This window comes from Candidatus Magnetobacterium casense (assembly GCF_019173545.1).
In the GTDB taxonomy this organism is placed as follows: domain Bacteria; phylum Nitrospirota; class Thermodesulfovibrionia; order Thermodesulfovibrionales; family Magnetobacteriaceae; genus Magnetobacterium; species Magnetobacterium cryptolimnobacter.
This window is the reverse complement of sequence record NZ_JABXWD010000048.1, coordinates 1-13921: the sequence shown is the minus strand read 5'-3', so window position 1 is coordinate 13921 and position 13921 is coordinate 1. Positions and strand designations below refer to the sequence as shown.

Here is a 13921-nt window from a genome sequence, read left to right as displayed (position 1 = left end):
GGACTGGTCCCCTTGCGGGGGAGGTCAAGGAGGGGGCAGAGCCGCCCTCCTTGTCTTCTCTTTGTTTTTTTGGGGTTAGTTGGTTAAACAGGTGACCAGTTGGACCAGTGTTTGAGTATGTTCCATCTTCTCTTGACGTCCTGTTCGGCTTCCTTGAGGAGCTGGTCGGCTACCTCAGGGTTCATCTGCTTCAGGGCACGATAGCGGTTCTCTGCGAACTCGAACTCACCCAGCGACGTAGACGGATCCTTGCAGTCTAGCTGCATGGGGTTTTTGCCCTCTTTTTCGAGCAGCGGGTTGTACCTGTACAGAGGCCAGTAGCCGCTGGAGACTGCGAGTTTCTGCCTCTCTGTACTCTTTGCCATATCCGATCCGTGTGCGATACAGGTGGAGTATGCGATTATCAATGACGGGCCATTGTAGCTCTCTGCCTCGATCATTGCCTTGATGGTCTGTGAGGGGTTTGCACCAAAGGATATCTGCGCCACGTAGACGTTGCCATATGTGGCCATGATCAGGCCGATGTTCTTTTTACCTGTGCGCTTTCCGCCGGCGGCAAACTGTGCCGTTGCACCACGTGGGGTCGCCTTGGACATCTGACCACCGGTGTTTGAGTATACCTCTGTGTCCATGATCATTATGTTGATGTTTTCGCCGGAGGCCAGCACCTGGTCTACACCACCGTAGCCGATGTCATAGCCCCAACCGTCACCACCGAGCGCCCACACCGTCTTTACAACGAGGTAGTCGGCTATCGACAGGAGGTTTTTGCCCTCTGTGGAGGAATCACCCTGTAGGAGCTTCTTCAGTTCGGCAATGCGACCGCGCTGGATTTCGATGTTTTCCTGGGTTGACTGGTCGGCGTTCTTTATGTCGTCAAAGAGCTGCTTGTGGCCTGCATACTTACCGCTCAGTCTGTCAAGGAGCTCCAATGCCATTGAATTGAACTTGTCCACCGTCTGCCTCATTCCGAGTGCGAATTCGGCGTTGTCCTCAAAGAGGGAGTTTGCCCACGACGGCCCCCTGCCATCTGCGCGCTTTGTGTATGGCGTTGTAGGCAGATTGCCTCCGTAGATGGATGAACATCCCGTTGCGTTTCCGATCATGAGGCGGTCGCCAAAGAGCTGCGTCAGGAGCTTGATGTATGGCGTCTCACCGCAACCCGAACACGCCCCGGAGTACTCCATCAGCGGTTTGACAAGCTGTGTGCCCTTGACCGTGGTCAGCTTGAACTTGGACGGGTCGGTCTCCGGCAAGGACAGGAAGAAACTGTAGTTTTTGACCTCGGCGGCACGAATTGGCTCCTGAATCGCCATGTTGATTGCCTTGACCTCGGTACGTTTGCCGTCGGCGTCCTTCTTGCGTCCAGGACACACCTCTACGCATGAATAGCAGCCAACACAGTCTTCAGGGGCTACCTGGACGGTAAACTTCATCCCCTCAAACTCCTTGCCGGTGGCGTTGACCGACTTGTACTCCGCCGGTGCGTTGGCCAGGAGTGCGGGATCGTATGCCTTGATCCTTATAGATGCGTGTGGGCAGACAAACGAACAGGTGCCGCACTGTATGCAGGCATCCGGCTCCCACACGGGAATCTGTACTGCGATGTTTCTCTTTTCGTACTGCGTTGTACCCGTGGGCCAGGCGCCATCGTTGGGTATAGCCGACACAGGAAGACTATCTCCATAGCCCTTTATGATGGTGGCAGTGACCTTCTGGACAAACTCTGGGGCATCCTCTGATACCGCCCTGCGCATTGTCAGCTTGCTTGTAACGGCAGCGGGAACGGGAACCTCTACGATGCCCTGGAGGGCCTTGTCAACGGCGGCGTAGTTCATCTCAAGAACCTTGTCGCCCTTTTTGTAGTAGGTTGCCTTGATCTCTTTCTTTATTGCGTTGATGGCGGTTTCCTTGGGGATAACGTTTGAGATAACAAAGAACGCCGTCTGCATGATCATGTTGATCCTGGTACCAAGGCCAAGCTCTTCGGCCAGGGCGATGGCATCTATGATGTAGAACTTCATCTTTTTGGCTATGAGGCCCTGTTGCACTTCAGCGGGCAGGGTGTCCCAGGCCTTGTCCTTGGGGGCGGCGGTGGTCAGGAGGAAGGTGGCGCCTTCTGTGGCATTGGCCAGCATGTCGTACTTCTCAAGGAAGGTTGTGTTGTGACAGGCGATAAAGTCGGCCTTTGAGATCAGATAGGGGTGTGTGATTTTGTCCTTTCCAAAGCGCACGTGTGAGGTGGTGATGGAGCCTGACTTCTTGGAGTCGTAGACGAAGTATCCCTGTGCGTAGTTTGAGGTCTCGTGGCCGATGATCTTGATCGTGTTCTTGTTAGCGCCGACGGTGCCGTCTGCGCCCAGGCCGTAGAACATGGCGCGGTAGACGTCCTTGCCTTCGATGTCAAAGTTCTTGTCAAAGGGCAGACTTCCACCGGTGACGTCGTCGTTGATACCGATGGTGAAGTGGTTTTTGGGAATTGTAGACATGATGTTGTCATAAACGGCCTTGACCATGCCTGGGGTGAAGTCTTTGGAGCCGAGTCCGTAGCGACCGCCGACGATCTTTGGCCACTTTGTGAACTTGGCGATACCCTGCTCCATAGCCTCGCCCAGTGCGGTTCTGATGTCGAGGTAGAGGGGTTCACCGGTAGCGCCTGGTTCTTTTGTGCGGTCTAAGACGGCAATTGACTTGACCGTGGCGGGCAGTGCGGCTGCCAGAGCGGCGGTGTCAAATGGTCTGTAGAGTCTGACCTGGATGAGGCCGAGTTTTGCGCCCTTTGCGTTGAGTGCGTTTATGGTGCTGATTACGACGTCGCCGGCGGAACCCATGATCACGGCAACCTGCTCGGCATCGGGGGCACCGTAGTAGTCAAACAGCTTGTATTGTCTGCCAACAATGTTTGCAAACTTGTCCATGGCCTTCTGTACGATGCCGGGGACGGCCTGGTAGTACTTGTTGACCGTCTCACGGCCCTGGAAGTAGACGTCGGGGTTTTGTGCGGTACCGCGCATTGAGGGGGTATCGGGATTGAGGCCGCGCTTGCGGTGGGCTATGACGTGGTCGTCGTTGATCATTGCCCGCATGTCGTCAAAGGTCAGCTCTTCGATCTTGGCCTCTTCGTGGGAGGTTCTGAAGCCGTCAAAGAAGTGCAGGAAGGGGATGCGTGACTCAAGCGTTGCCGCCTGGGAGATCAGCGCAAAGTCCATGGCCTCCTGGACGTCCTTTGAACACAGCATACCAAATCCGGTTGCCCTTGCCGCCATAACGTCCGAGTGGTCGCCAAATATCGACAACCCCTGGGCTGCCAGCGAACGTGCTGTGATGTGGAACACGGTAGGGGTCAGTTCTCCGGCTATCTTGTACATGTTCGGGATGATTAGTAATAGTCCCTGCGAGGCCGATATGGTTGTTGCAAGGGCGCCTGCCGACAGAGAGCCATGCACGGCCCCGGCCACGCCTGCTTCGGACTGCATCATGCCAACCTTGGGGATGCTACCCCAAATGTTGACCTCACCCGCTGCGGTCTTGGAATCGCACTTCTCCGCAATCGGGGATGACGGCGTTATGGGATAAATCGTTATTATCTCATTGGTGGCATGTACGACGTGCGCACATGCACCACAGCCATCGAGGATTACCATCTTTCTACTCATAAAAACTCCTCCATATGTTTTAGATATAAGTTATTTAATACAATTTGACTATAAATCTGCCAAATCTGAAAATACATCGCTTAACCTGAAAACCTGCTCTGTCTCTCTGCCTTCCCAATTAAATGTCTATCAAGATAAACAGTATTAAGTATAAATCAAGGGCAACTATAAATTCAAGTGAGCGGCTAAAAATTTCTTGGCAGTGAAGAAGAAAAAATAAGGAGGGCCTGTAATTTAAGTTGCGTTTTACAATAGATGTATGAGATAATATGGTAGAAGGTGGTCATGACAATGACGACAGCAATCCTTGCGAGGGCAGGTAAGAGGAGTCCGATGGACAGAGCAGGACGGGGGAAGAGTCATGCATAATAAAATGTCGTTTATTGCTTACAGCCTTATGATTGTAGCATATGTCCTCTTTATTTATGACAAGAAGGGATTCTCGGTGACAATGATCATTTTTGCTGTTATAGTGATTGGCGTCAATTATTGGTCAAAGAAACATAAGCCGGAGCAAAGCGGTGATAGTCAACCAAAGCAAAGCGGTAACATTCAGTCAGTCGGGGATGGAGTTAAAGGTAACAACGTCTCACTCACAGACATAGTGCAAGAAGCAACGACAGATGGTAGTTCAGACATCACGCAGTCTGTTGGCAACGGTGCAGAGGCGAACGGAGATATAGCATTCAAAAATATCGAACAAAATATTGATAGAGTAAATACTGAAGAGGGTAAGGGATAATGAATGATACCGTGGTACGATAGGAAAAGCTATAAAGAGAAGATTCAAAGATGCTTTAATGACAACAACAAGTTATCATTTATCTGTGTAGACGATAATGAAGAAATATGGCACATAGCTGAATGGATTCGGGAAAGTATGCAAAAGAAAAAAACTACTGTTGCAGAGGCAGTGCATTCTTCAAAAGCTGATACTCTAATGTGTGAGTTGTTGGACCAGGTTATTTATGATTTGGATAGCAGATATAAATTCCAAAACTATAAGAGCATGGTTGAAGAATTGTTTAACTCTAAAGATGCTACTTTAACGATCAATCAAAATATAGGAAATAATACATCAGCAGGCAATAAAATGGACTATAACGGTGTTAACCAAACAGTAATTACAGATGAGCTATATAAAAAAAACAGTTTAGCTTTTAAAAAAGAGCGGGTGATCGAGTTATTAATAGATAAGTTTATAATAGACATAGAAGAAGTGATTAAAAAAGAAAAATCGTTGTTTTTATTATTTATTTTTAGCGAGGGTGGTTTAGGTGTTTTTGAATCAAAACGTCAAAATAGATTTTTACATTGTTTGTGCAAAAGAATGAGATACATAGATGGCATCGAGGTATGTGTTCTTAATGAAACTAATTATAAAGGCTTTATTCAACTTGGTAAAAATCCTATTGTTATTCCTGCCAGGCTTGAGAACAGTGATATGCTCCAGGCAGCAAAGGAACACTTAAAAGGTTCAGACCCCTTTTTGTTTTGTCGTGATGCTATTACCGATAATAAAGAGATAACTTATTTTGATTTTGCAAGAAGACTATCCGCTGCTATTTAGAACACAAACGATGGAGTTTTCTAAAATGAAGGGGCTATCAAGCGTAGAAGTAATAATGAACGTGCTTTCAAAAGAAGCGAAAGAGGCACTGCAGGTTCTTTGTGTTCCCAATATGCTTGAAGACTCGTTAGCGGAATCTTTATTGCAAAAGACAGGTGTGGCCAATGGAAATGCCCCCGCGATTATAAAAAGGCTGCGGGATTTTCCTATCTGGCGCTACAGGACGATACGGACGTGGGCCTTTCATGATGATATCAGGGAGTATTGTATCGGCAAACTTAACGGTTCGGGTAAAGAGATTCGCAAGACGGTTTTAGACACGCTTAGGGCAAAGAGAAAAGAGTTTGAAGACTTCGCTGCCTTTAACATTAATGACTACGACCTGCAAGTCGCCCGATTAGCCTTTACAATTGAAGAAGAGAAGCCCGAGGCTATAAAGACTGTTCGGGCGATATTTGATCTTGCGACTTACTTTAATGAGCCTGAAACGGGGAGGGTCATAGACCGTTACCTTGAAGAGGACATCCCGGAGACTGGGCAAACTGGTAAATCATTGCAGCCTTATATGCTGAACGCTTTTTTCATGCGCGGCATGTATGCCTACAAGAAGAAGAATCATAATAAATCGCTTAGGTTTATGATACCAGTCTGGGAGAAAAGGCACAATACAGTTGCAAGCAGGCGTGATGCGGCAATAGCGGCGCATATTGTCGGCCTGATATGGAGTAAGAGGCGTGAAACGTGGAAAGATGCCGAACGTGCTTACAAGGACAGCTTGGAGTTAGGCAAGGGTGAACGGCATCACCAGGCGCAGGTGTATCACAGTCTCGGCAATCTATTGAGCAAGGATCGCACTCGATGGAAAAAAGCCGAGGACGCATACAAAGAAAGCTTGAAACTACGCTCGGGTGATTCTGCTGACCAAGCGCAGGTGTATCACAGTCTTGGCAATCTGTTGAGCAAAGATAGTAACCGATGGAAGGATGCCGAGGACGCATACAAAGAAAGCTTGAAATGTGGAAAAGGTGATCGGCATCACGAGGCACAGGTGTATCACAGTCTTGCCTATCTATTGAGTAAAGATAATAACCGATGGGATGAGGCAGAGGACACATACAACAAAAGCTTGGAGCTAAATAAAGACAATGTACTTGATAAGGTAAAGGTCTGTACGGGTTTTGGCACATTCCTCTTGCGTGATAAAAAGGATTATAGCAGCGCACGAAAACATATTGAATTTGCTTTAGAGCATGAAAGAGATGATAAATACCTTAAGCAACTGTTGAGCCTGCTTGAAGAAATAGACAGGGCTGAAGACTCAGAGAATCCAAAAGGGGTTGACGGGAAAAATCTTCTGAAGTTTGCAGGCACTATTGATCCTAATGACTTGGAGTTAATGTCTAAGGCCATAGATGAAGGCTGTGAACAGGTAGATACCGATGAGTGGTAGATATCTGCTCGATACAAATATCATCATAGACATCTTTAAGAATAATCCAGATATCTGTAAGAGTTTAACTGACATCAAGGAAGTATTTGTACCATCTATTGTCATAGGGGAATTATATTTCGGGGCTTATAAGTCAACGAAGATTCAAGAAAACGTTAAACGTATTGATGATTTTGTACTCGAAAACAAGGTTCTTTCCTGTGATGTGAAAACTGCACTAACATATGGTAATCTAAAAAAATATCTAAAAGATAAAGGACATCCAATTCCGGAAAATGATATATGGATTGCTGCTATTGCACAACAGTATGGTCTTACTTTAATATCAAACGATGCACACTTTGATAATATCAAAAACCTAAAGGTTATACATGGTGATATCGCATAACTCCTTTCTCTTTATCGCTTATACATGAGATTGAGTGAGAAGTCCGGCGCCCCCGAGGTGCTGGGGTCTTCTGTGAATGAGAGTTCGACGGTGTTGTTGTCGAGTTTGTATCTGGCGCCTATGGTAAGGAGCGCTGCCGTCCTGTCTATCTGCGGAATTTTGGTGTTGGGGTATGCGGAACCCTGGGCGGTGAGTTGCCCGATAAGCACGAAACGTCTTGAGAAATCGTACTGCAGGGCGGCGGCGCCGTGGAGGTAACTTCTGAGTTTGATGGCCTCCTGCCCACGGTAATCGCCCGGAAAGACAACACCGACAGCCGCATAGGACTTCAGGCGGCTGGTCAGCTCCTTGCTTAAGATGAGTCTGCATCCTGCATCGATGCTTCCGTTGCCAATACCTGCCCTGGGACTGCTGCCCGTTGGTAGCTCCAGATCGAACATGACGCTGACCAGCGGGTCTGAGGTCAACAGCGGCGTTTTTATACCGAGCCTTATGTCGCCAAGTCCGATGTAGCCGTCCTTGCCATCGATCAGGGTCTTGCCATTGCCTTTGAAGCTGAACAGGAATGAGTTCAGAGGTCGGTTTCTTCTGCCATAGTCGGCAAACCCAAAGGTTTCGTGGTACTTGTTGATGGCGTTGTCCATCACGCCCGACGTAAAGATCACAACGGGAACCTCTGCCGACAACTCCACCGAATCAAAGGCGACCTTTTTGAGGGCGATGCTCAGTTCGGAGCTTTCCAGGTCAATCCCCACGGCGTAGTCCTTCGATTGTCTCACCATGTAGATGGAGCTGTAGGCGAGGTTAAACGTCAGACTGTCCTCCAGGCGTGGGGATTCGTATCGGGGAGACAGGAGGTAGAGACTCAGCGGAAACTGGTTTTTCACCGGCAGGGGACCGTCAAATGTCGCAACAACGCCAGGCGTTAAAAGCACAAGGAGGAACAATCCCCCCACTGTCATGGCAAACAACCGATTCATAATCGTGTGTCGCAGAGATTGTAAGGATGCTCCGGGGTAACGCTCAACCCCTGTATTACCCCAACCCCCTATCCGTAACCCCACTTGTCACTTCTGTACACATTTAGCTCTTCCACGAGCAGGTGGACTGTCGTTGAAGGGTTATCCTTTTCAGGGACATGAGGGTTGTATCTCTCTAACAGTTTCCTGGCATTTCTTATTGCAGCATCTTGTTTGTCTTTAAGCGTTGCGTACATGTCTCTACTGTTTTTTTGATATTTACGATCTAAAAGGCCTGAAAGCATCTTCTTGTACGAATCTATGTCTATAGCAGTATCGTAGTAATGAAAATGCAGCAGGTACCATAGCTCAAATTGCGCCCCCACCTGCTCACCACCCTTTACGGGGTCAAGGGGTCCGTGACCCCTTGTAGGGGGGTCTGAGGGGGGACAAAGTCCCCCATTCTTTTCTTCTCTTTTTTCTAGTCGTATCCGAGGCGGAAGCTCTGGCATATCTTGTTTGCTTCGTCGGTGAATTCCCTGGCGAGGCGCTCGTCCCTTACCACCGACAAGACCTCGTCGGAGTACAGGCTGGCGACGTACCAGTTGCATGATTCGGTGATGACGGTGTAGTTGTCAAAGACCGCAAACTTGTGATGCAACGGTGAGTAAATACTCTCCCAGTAGTAGACAAACACCAGCTCCATCCAATTGTCCTTGAGTCGCTTAACGGGTTCCTTGAGCGGTCTCCACTTGGCGGTGTCCCAGCTCTGTGGGAGTTCCCCGGTGTGACAGATCATGCCGTTGAGGATGATCTTGACCCGCACGCCACGATTACGTGCGTTGATGAGGGCCGCTATGACATCCGTTTCGTGGTTGTCGTAAGAGGATACGCCCGTGATATAACCGATGTCAAACATGGATACGATGATCGTGTGTTTGGCGTTGTTGATCTCCGTGACGATGGCGTCCTGTGCCCTGTAGTAGTCGCGAAACGGCGTGTAGTAACTGCCAAAGCTGTAGTAGAGATTGTAACGCTGCTCCGGGGTAACGCTCAACCTCTGCACTACCCCGCCCCGTAAGGCATGATAGATGTTGGAATACACGGTGACAAAGTCCGGAGAGTAGTAGACGAGTCCGTTTTCCCAGTTACCACCCCAGAGGTGAAAGTGCAGGTTGTAGGAGCTGGAGTGTACTATTTCGCCGTCAAAGATGATGATCTTGGTGTGCATACTGGCAATGCCCTCAGTGGGGTCACAGGGGGTGTTTCTGACTATGCCGTAGATGGGTATGCCGGCACGTCTCATCTTGGCGATGTTTTCGGTAACGTTGAGGGAGCTTACCGCCGGCCAGTCGGCAATGCACTCGACCTCAACGCCGGCCTGCACTGCATGTATGAGGTGCTGTGCCACGTGGTAGTTGTCAAAGTCAAAGATGGCCATCTGGATGTAGTGTCGGCCCTCGGGGTCGGCCTTTTTGCGTTCGATGACCCAGTCTATGTGTTTGTGGATTTCGTGGATGGGATGGTCTGTGTTCCAGGTGTTTCCGCGCGTGAAGAAGGGACGCACCGGCAGATCGCCATAGAGGGTGTTGATCCTGTCCAGGGCATCCTGAACCTCCGTGCGCTCTACTTCAAAGGTGCGGTAGGGGTTGGGTATCTTAAAGTAACTGTCGTGGAAGTCGGAGTTTTCCACCCGCCCCTTGTGAAAGTCATGTATCGATGCAAACTTGTACTCATAGTACGATGGTATGGAACGGCCATCCTTGTGGATTATGTAGGAGAATTTTATGTTTTCAGCGTGCCCGTGCAGCCCCTCATAGGGAAAGAGCGGCAGTTGGTGGGTTTGCCACTTCTGCCAGTTGTCACCGAAGTGTCCGTTGTGATAGGCATCCATGAGGTAATACTCACAGATACCGTCCTTTCGGAACACCGTTAAAAGCACCTTTAGCGCCATACCCGGCCCACAGTCGCAAAACGAAAATCCGATCCCCCCGGGAAAGTTGGATATGTTCCACCCCTGGACGTTGGTCACGAAACGCCTCTGACCTATCCACTTGTATGACGGATGACAGTATTCTTCAGCAAATCCTTCCATGTTTTCTTTACCTCTGGATAGTATAAGTATAGTTTAAGCCCTTGTTGTTAAAAATATAGCCGCCTTCCTGTGACACCACACAGCAACTAAAACAGGGGTAATCGTAGTGGCGGTCGTACAGGTCTATCACGAAGTCGATGTCGAATGCCCTTGTGCCCGGTATGTCGGAGGCAACCTCTTTGATAAAAACGTTTCTGTTAAAAGTGATTTTGTGGTGCCAGTCCTTGTTCTGACCCTTTGTAAATCCGCAGTAGATGCTAATGTTTTGTACGAGGTGTTCGTTGGGCATGACAACACGACACTGGTCTGCCAGTTGTTTAAACAGGTGGTCATTGTTGCTGACGACGTAGGCAATAAAATGGGTCTCCAGTTTTTGTGGACTGTCGTCTATTTGCCTGAAGTAGAACCCGGAATCAAAAGATACATTGTATATTTGTTTATTGAGAAATCCGAGGTACTCCAGTTTCCAGCGTTCGTAGAAGTATGCGTCAACGGCGAAGAGTATTCTTTTTTTGACGTAGTTGTACATGTCCTCCATGCTGCCACCATAGCGTGGCAGTGCAAAGACCTCCTCGGAGTTGTTGAAGCTGATGGGTGGGAGTCCCTTTTTTAGGAGCATGTAGTTGAGGAAGCACTTTCCCACGCGACCGTTGGAGTCCCAGAAGGGGTGTATGCCGATGAACATGTAATATGAGCGTGCGAGGTCATAGACAAATGAATCGAGGTTGTGAAAGCTCTGCCCGGTCTCCCACAGGACGTAGCCCAGGTCGGATATTTCCCTGTTGAAGTTACCAAACTCGCACGTGACACCGTTTCTGTCGGGGAAGTCGTATGGTCTGAAGTTACCCGCATTGGGCACCAGTCCCTTGGAGAATGTCAGGTGGATGCGCTTGAGCAAGTCGATGTTGATATCCGTAAAGGTGTGGAGTTGAGAAAAGGTTTCTTTATACATTTCGATGAAATTGAGATTGCCAATGAGCTTCAACTCTTTTGGGGGCAGTGTGTCCTCGTGTCCGACGGTTCCCTTCATGATGGTCATGGAGGAGCATCCTAGGTGCAGAAACAGTTTTTGAAATATAGCGGTGTTGACGGTCCATGGGGTTTCCTCGGCCATGATCCGGAAGTACAGGTCGAGATCGAGCCGTACATGGCGGCAGGCGGCGGGCAGATGGTCTTCTTCGGTCCAGCCCAGCGTGTCACACAGGCGCGTGATGATGTAGAAGGTGTCCATTGACTGTAGTTGTCTGTCATTGATGTCGATGGTCTCTTGCAACAGGCCCAGATGTCTTTTGAAGGTCTCTTGCAGGCGCCAGCGGATATGTCCTTCATAGTCTTTTTTCAGGGCATCCATGGCGTTTAACAGTTCTATGTTGACACCATATCCCCGGTATCCCAGGGAGTTTATCACGTGAACCTTTCTGTCTATATCTGCGATGGTGCAGTTAAAGAGGTCTTGGTTGTAGTGCCACTTTTTGAAATAAAACAGCAAATCCTGTGTATTGGGGACATCCTGATAGTCCAGCTCACCAAGCTCTCTGAGTACATGCTGAAACTTACCCTTTGTCGCTTCAAAAAGCTCATGACAGTGATGGTCCCATTGATAAGCTAAAACAAAGTTTCCACGACGATGAGGCATTTCACACACTCCTAAATGTTATGTATTTTTTTGTTATTCAATAACGGCCAACAATCCGATATGGTCACTGAGTTCAGGGTCATTGAGTATGAGTTCAGCCGCTTTTACCCTGACATTTCCTTTTACCATTATGTAGTCAATCCTGGCGAACGGATTGGTTGTCGGAAAGGTATCACCGCCAAGGCGATGGCACTGCCTGTAGGTATCCACGTAGCCCTCTTCGGTGAGGTATTGCATGACCGGAGAGTTTTCCTTGCTATTAAAGTCCCCTGCTATGATCGTGCAGAGGTAGTCACTGTGGCGGTAACGGAGTTTGAGTTCCTTGAGCAGTTTTTCGGCCTGTGCAAGCTGGATATTTGGATTGTCGCTGTGGTCAAGATGCACGGAGGCAAAGACGACCCTGGAGTCATACAAGTCAATATCGGCCGTGGCGGCATAACGCTCCATCAGCGGACGGACGTTGTCGGTCAGATCGTTGTTGAGGTCTATGCGTTGAGCGTTGACCAGTTGGGCCTTGGCCGATACTGCCACTCCTTCGGGATACTTATCCATAAACTGGTGGCAGTAGGCATAGTGAGTTCTGTAGTAGCAGCCGGTGATCTTGGTCATCCAGTTTGCTATCTGTGCGCTTGTCTCCTGTATTCCGGCGCCACTTATGACCTCCTGGTATGCGCACAGCTCAGGGTCAAAGACGGATAGCTCGTTGGCAATGCGTTTGAGGCGCATTGGGTTTTCATCGTGCAGGCCGTGGAGGTTAAACGAACATATGCGTATGAGTCTGGGGTTAAAGGAGCGATACTTCAGCATATCGTCTTCGGTGAATATACCCAGGGTGCCAGAGCGGGTAAAGCGGTCGTTGAGTCTGTAGATGTATTCTTTTGTGGCGTTGTACTCGGTGGCTATAGTTTCTACGGGTGTGCCAGTGCGCAACAGACGTATCATTTCCAGGCGTCTGAGGAAAGGGTCATCGGGGTTGAGGCCATCCATCCAGTGTCGTATGTTTGAACCGGAGAGTATGCCGTAGACCCCACTGAGGGTAAATGCCGAGTGTACCCGATAGAGGTACTTGAGGTCTGTGTGAAATCTGGCCACTATCTGTTGCGGTGGCACCCCCGTTCTGAGCAGGCGCACCATCTCCAGGCGCTGGAGGACATCGTCAGACCCCTTCAGGACGTCCAGCCATTGGGCCGATGCCAGTTCCCTGTCCAACACCGCATGGACACCACGTGAGTTTAGCTCCATCCACAGGCCGGAGAGACTCTCAAGGACATCCTGCCTCTGCATCAGGAGCTTTTTGAGTTGAAGGCGGAAGGCGCTGCGGGCATCATCGTCGTAGATGTTGTCTGAGACGTCGTTTATGGCTTCCCTAATGGCCGGTCTGGTTTTGACCTCGTTTTTGATTTTATCCCATATGGCGGTTGCCCAGCGCAGTGCATATGTATCTTCAACCTTGTCGGTCTTTAGCTGTCCCGTCAGATATGGGAGATAAGGTATAATAAACCCTGCGATTGCATATACAATTGAGTTCGTATCCATCTAAATCACTCCATCTTCAGATTTAGCGTATCGTGCTATCAGACTAATATATCACGGTCACCAGGAAAAATGCAACGAACAAGTTGGGACAATCGCATTTGAATTTCTTATGTACTCGTTAATAGCTTCTTCAGTTCATCAACCGTTTTTGACCTCTTGATCAGCTCCTTACAACGCGCCATCTTTTCGACAGACGTCATCCCCTTCACAAACGCCATGAGAGCCAAACCGTCGGCACCATACTTTATATCCAGCATTCCCTCGATTCCCTCAAGCAAGCCTTCATACTTGCCCTCCAGCTTGCCCTCCAGCTTGCCCTCCAGCTTGCCCTCCAGCTTGCCCCTGCGTGCACCTTCCTTATATAGGAAATCCTTATGAATCTCTTCTTCGCTTAACTCAAGTATTACAGGCATGTTTTTTACCTCCTTTTCTGTTTTTTCGGCTAAACCTCTAAGTCTTGCTAAGAACAACAACTTCAGTACGTAGGTATCCCGTTCATTTGATGACATAGGATGTGCCCCCGCAAGGATATCCTTTATTGTGGCATCGATGTCTTGCGTCGTACACAGTATGGACAATAGTCTGTCTCCGTGGTCTTTGCTCTGCGAAAGCTCAATGGCATTTATCTCTC

Annotated in this window: 10 protein-coding genes and 1 pseudogene; 4 read left to right on the top strand and 7 right to left on the bottom strand. The window is 49.0% G+C overall.

The window, feature by feature from the left end; all coding sequences use genetic code 11:
- Positions 1-83: 83 nt before the first annotated feature.
- Positions 84-3656 carry a pyruvate:ferredoxin (flavodoxin) oxidoreductase gene (nifJ, locus tag HWQ67_RS04380; protein ID WP_218251429.1) on the bottom strand — a complete coding sequence of 1191 codons (3573 nt, stop codon included), beginning with the start codon at positions 3654-3656 and terminating at the stop codon, positions 84-86.
- Between the two features lie 361 nt (positions 3657-4017).
- Here nifJ and HWQ67_RS04375 point away from each other — a divergent pair, with 361 nt between their 5' ends.
- Genes HWQ67_RS04375 through HWQ67_RS04360 form a run of 4 tightly spaced genes read left to right on the top strand, consistent with a single transcriptional unit; the run spans position 4018 to position 7064 of the window.
- Positions 4018-4398, top strand: a complete 381-nt coding sequence (locus HWQ67_RS04375; RefSeq protein WP_218251428.1) for a hypothetical protein — start codon at positions 4018-4020, stop codon at positions 4396-4398.
- A gap of 3 nt (positions 4399-4401) precedes the next feature.
- A complete protein-coding gene (locus HWQ67_RS04370) occupies positions 4402-5226 on the top strand; it encodes a hypothetical protein (protein WP_218251427.1) in 825 nt (274 codons plus the stop codon).
- Positions 5192-6676, top strand: coding sequence for a tetratricopeptide repeat protein (locus HWQ67_RS04365; protein WP_218251426.1), 1485 nt, complete (start codon positions 5192-5194; stop codon positions 6674-6676). Before HWQ67_RS04370 ends, HWQ67_RS04365 begins: the two co-directional genes overlap by 35 nt.
- Complete coding sequence (locus HWQ67_RS04360; RefSeq protein WP_218251425.1) at positions 6666-7064, top strand: type II toxin-antitoxin system VapC family toxin; 399 nt, start codon at positions 6666-6668, stop codon at positions 7062-7064. Before HWQ67_RS04365 ends, HWQ67_RS04360 begins: the two co-directional genes overlap by 11 nt.
- A gap of 11 nt (positions 7065-7075) precedes the next feature.
- Here the strand turns inward: HWQ67_RS04360 and HWQ67_RS04355 are convergent, their stop codons facing one another.
- The 6 genes and pseudogenes from HWQ67_RS04355 to HWQ67_RS04330 form a co-directional block, all read right to left on the bottom strand.
- Positions 7076-8044, bottom strand: coding sequence for a DUF3187 family protein (locus HWQ67_RS04355; protein WP_218251424.1), 969 nt, complete (start codon positions 8042-8044; stop codon positions 7076-7078).
- A 68-nt stretch (positions 8045-8112) separates the two neighbouring features.
- The gene (locus HWQ67_RS04350) at positions 8113-8535 is read right to left on the bottom strand and encodes an RloB family protein (protein WP_218251423.1); all 423 of its coding nucleotides are present in this window, start codon (positions 8533-8535) and stop codon (positions 8113-8115) included.
- Positions 8505-10118, bottom strand: coding sequence for a phospholipase D-like domain-containing protein (locus HWQ67_RS04345; protein WP_218251422.1), 1614 nt, complete (start codon positions 10116-10118; stop codon positions 8505-8507). Before HWQ67_RS04345 ends, HWQ67_RS04350 begins: the two co-directional genes overlap by 31 nt.
- A 7-nt stretch (positions 10119-10125) precedes the next feature.
- Complete coding sequence (locus tag HWQ67_RS04340) at positions 10126-11754, bottom strand: Fic family protein (protein WP_218251421.1); 1629 nt, start codon at positions 11752-11754, stop codon at positions 10126-10128.
- A gap of 33 nt (positions 11755-11787) precedes the next feature.
- Entirely contained in the window at positions 11788-13290 is a 1503-nt protein-coding gene (locus tag HWQ67_RS04335; RefSeq protein WP_218251420.1) for an endonuclease/exonuclease/phosphatase family protein, read from the bottom strand.
- Between the two features lie 107 nt (positions 13291-13397).
- Positions 13398-13921, bottom strand: a pseudogene (locus tag HWQ67_RS04330) (hypothetical protein); the annotation flags it as partial.

Excerpts from the sequence above, each read along its gene's own strand:
- nifJ (WP_218251429.1), bottom strand. The coding sequence starts at position 3,656 with ATGAGTAGAAAGATGGTAATCCTCGATGGCTGTGGTGCATGTGCGCAC.
- HWQ67_RS04375 (WP_218251428.1), top strand. The coding sequence starts at position 4,018 with ATGCATAATAAAATGTCGTTTATTGCTTACAGCCTTATGATTGTAGCA.
- HWQ67_RS04370 (WP_218251427.1), top strand. The coding sequence starts at position 4,402 with ATGATACCGTGGTACGATAGGAAAAGCTATAAAGAGAAGATTCAAAGA.
- HWQ67_RS04360 (WP_218251425.1), top strand. The coding sequence starts at position 6,666 with ATGAGTGGTAGATATCTGCTCGATACAAATATCATCATAGACATCTTT.
- HWQ67_RS04355 (WP_218251424.1), bottom strand. The coding sequence starts at position 8,044 with ATGAATCGGTTGTTTGCCATGACAGTGGGGGGATTGTTCCTCCTTGTG.
- HWQ67_RS04350 (WP_218251423.1), bottom strand. The coding sequence starts at position 8,535 with ATGCCAGAGCTTCCGCCTCGGATACGACTAGAAAAAAGAGAAGAAAAG.
- HWQ67_RS04345 (WP_218251422.1), bottom strand. The coding sequence starts at position 10,118 with ATGGAAGGATTTGCTGAAGAATACTGTCATCCGTCATACAAGTGGATA.
- HWQ67_RS04340 (WP_218251421.1), bottom strand. The coding sequence starts at position 11,754 with ATGCCTCATCGTCGTGGAAACTTTGTTTTAGCTTATCAATGGGACCAT.
- HWQ67_RS04335 (WP_218251420.1), bottom strand. The coding sequence starts at position 13,290 with ATGGATACGAACTCAATTGTATATGCAATCGCAGGGTTTATTATACCT.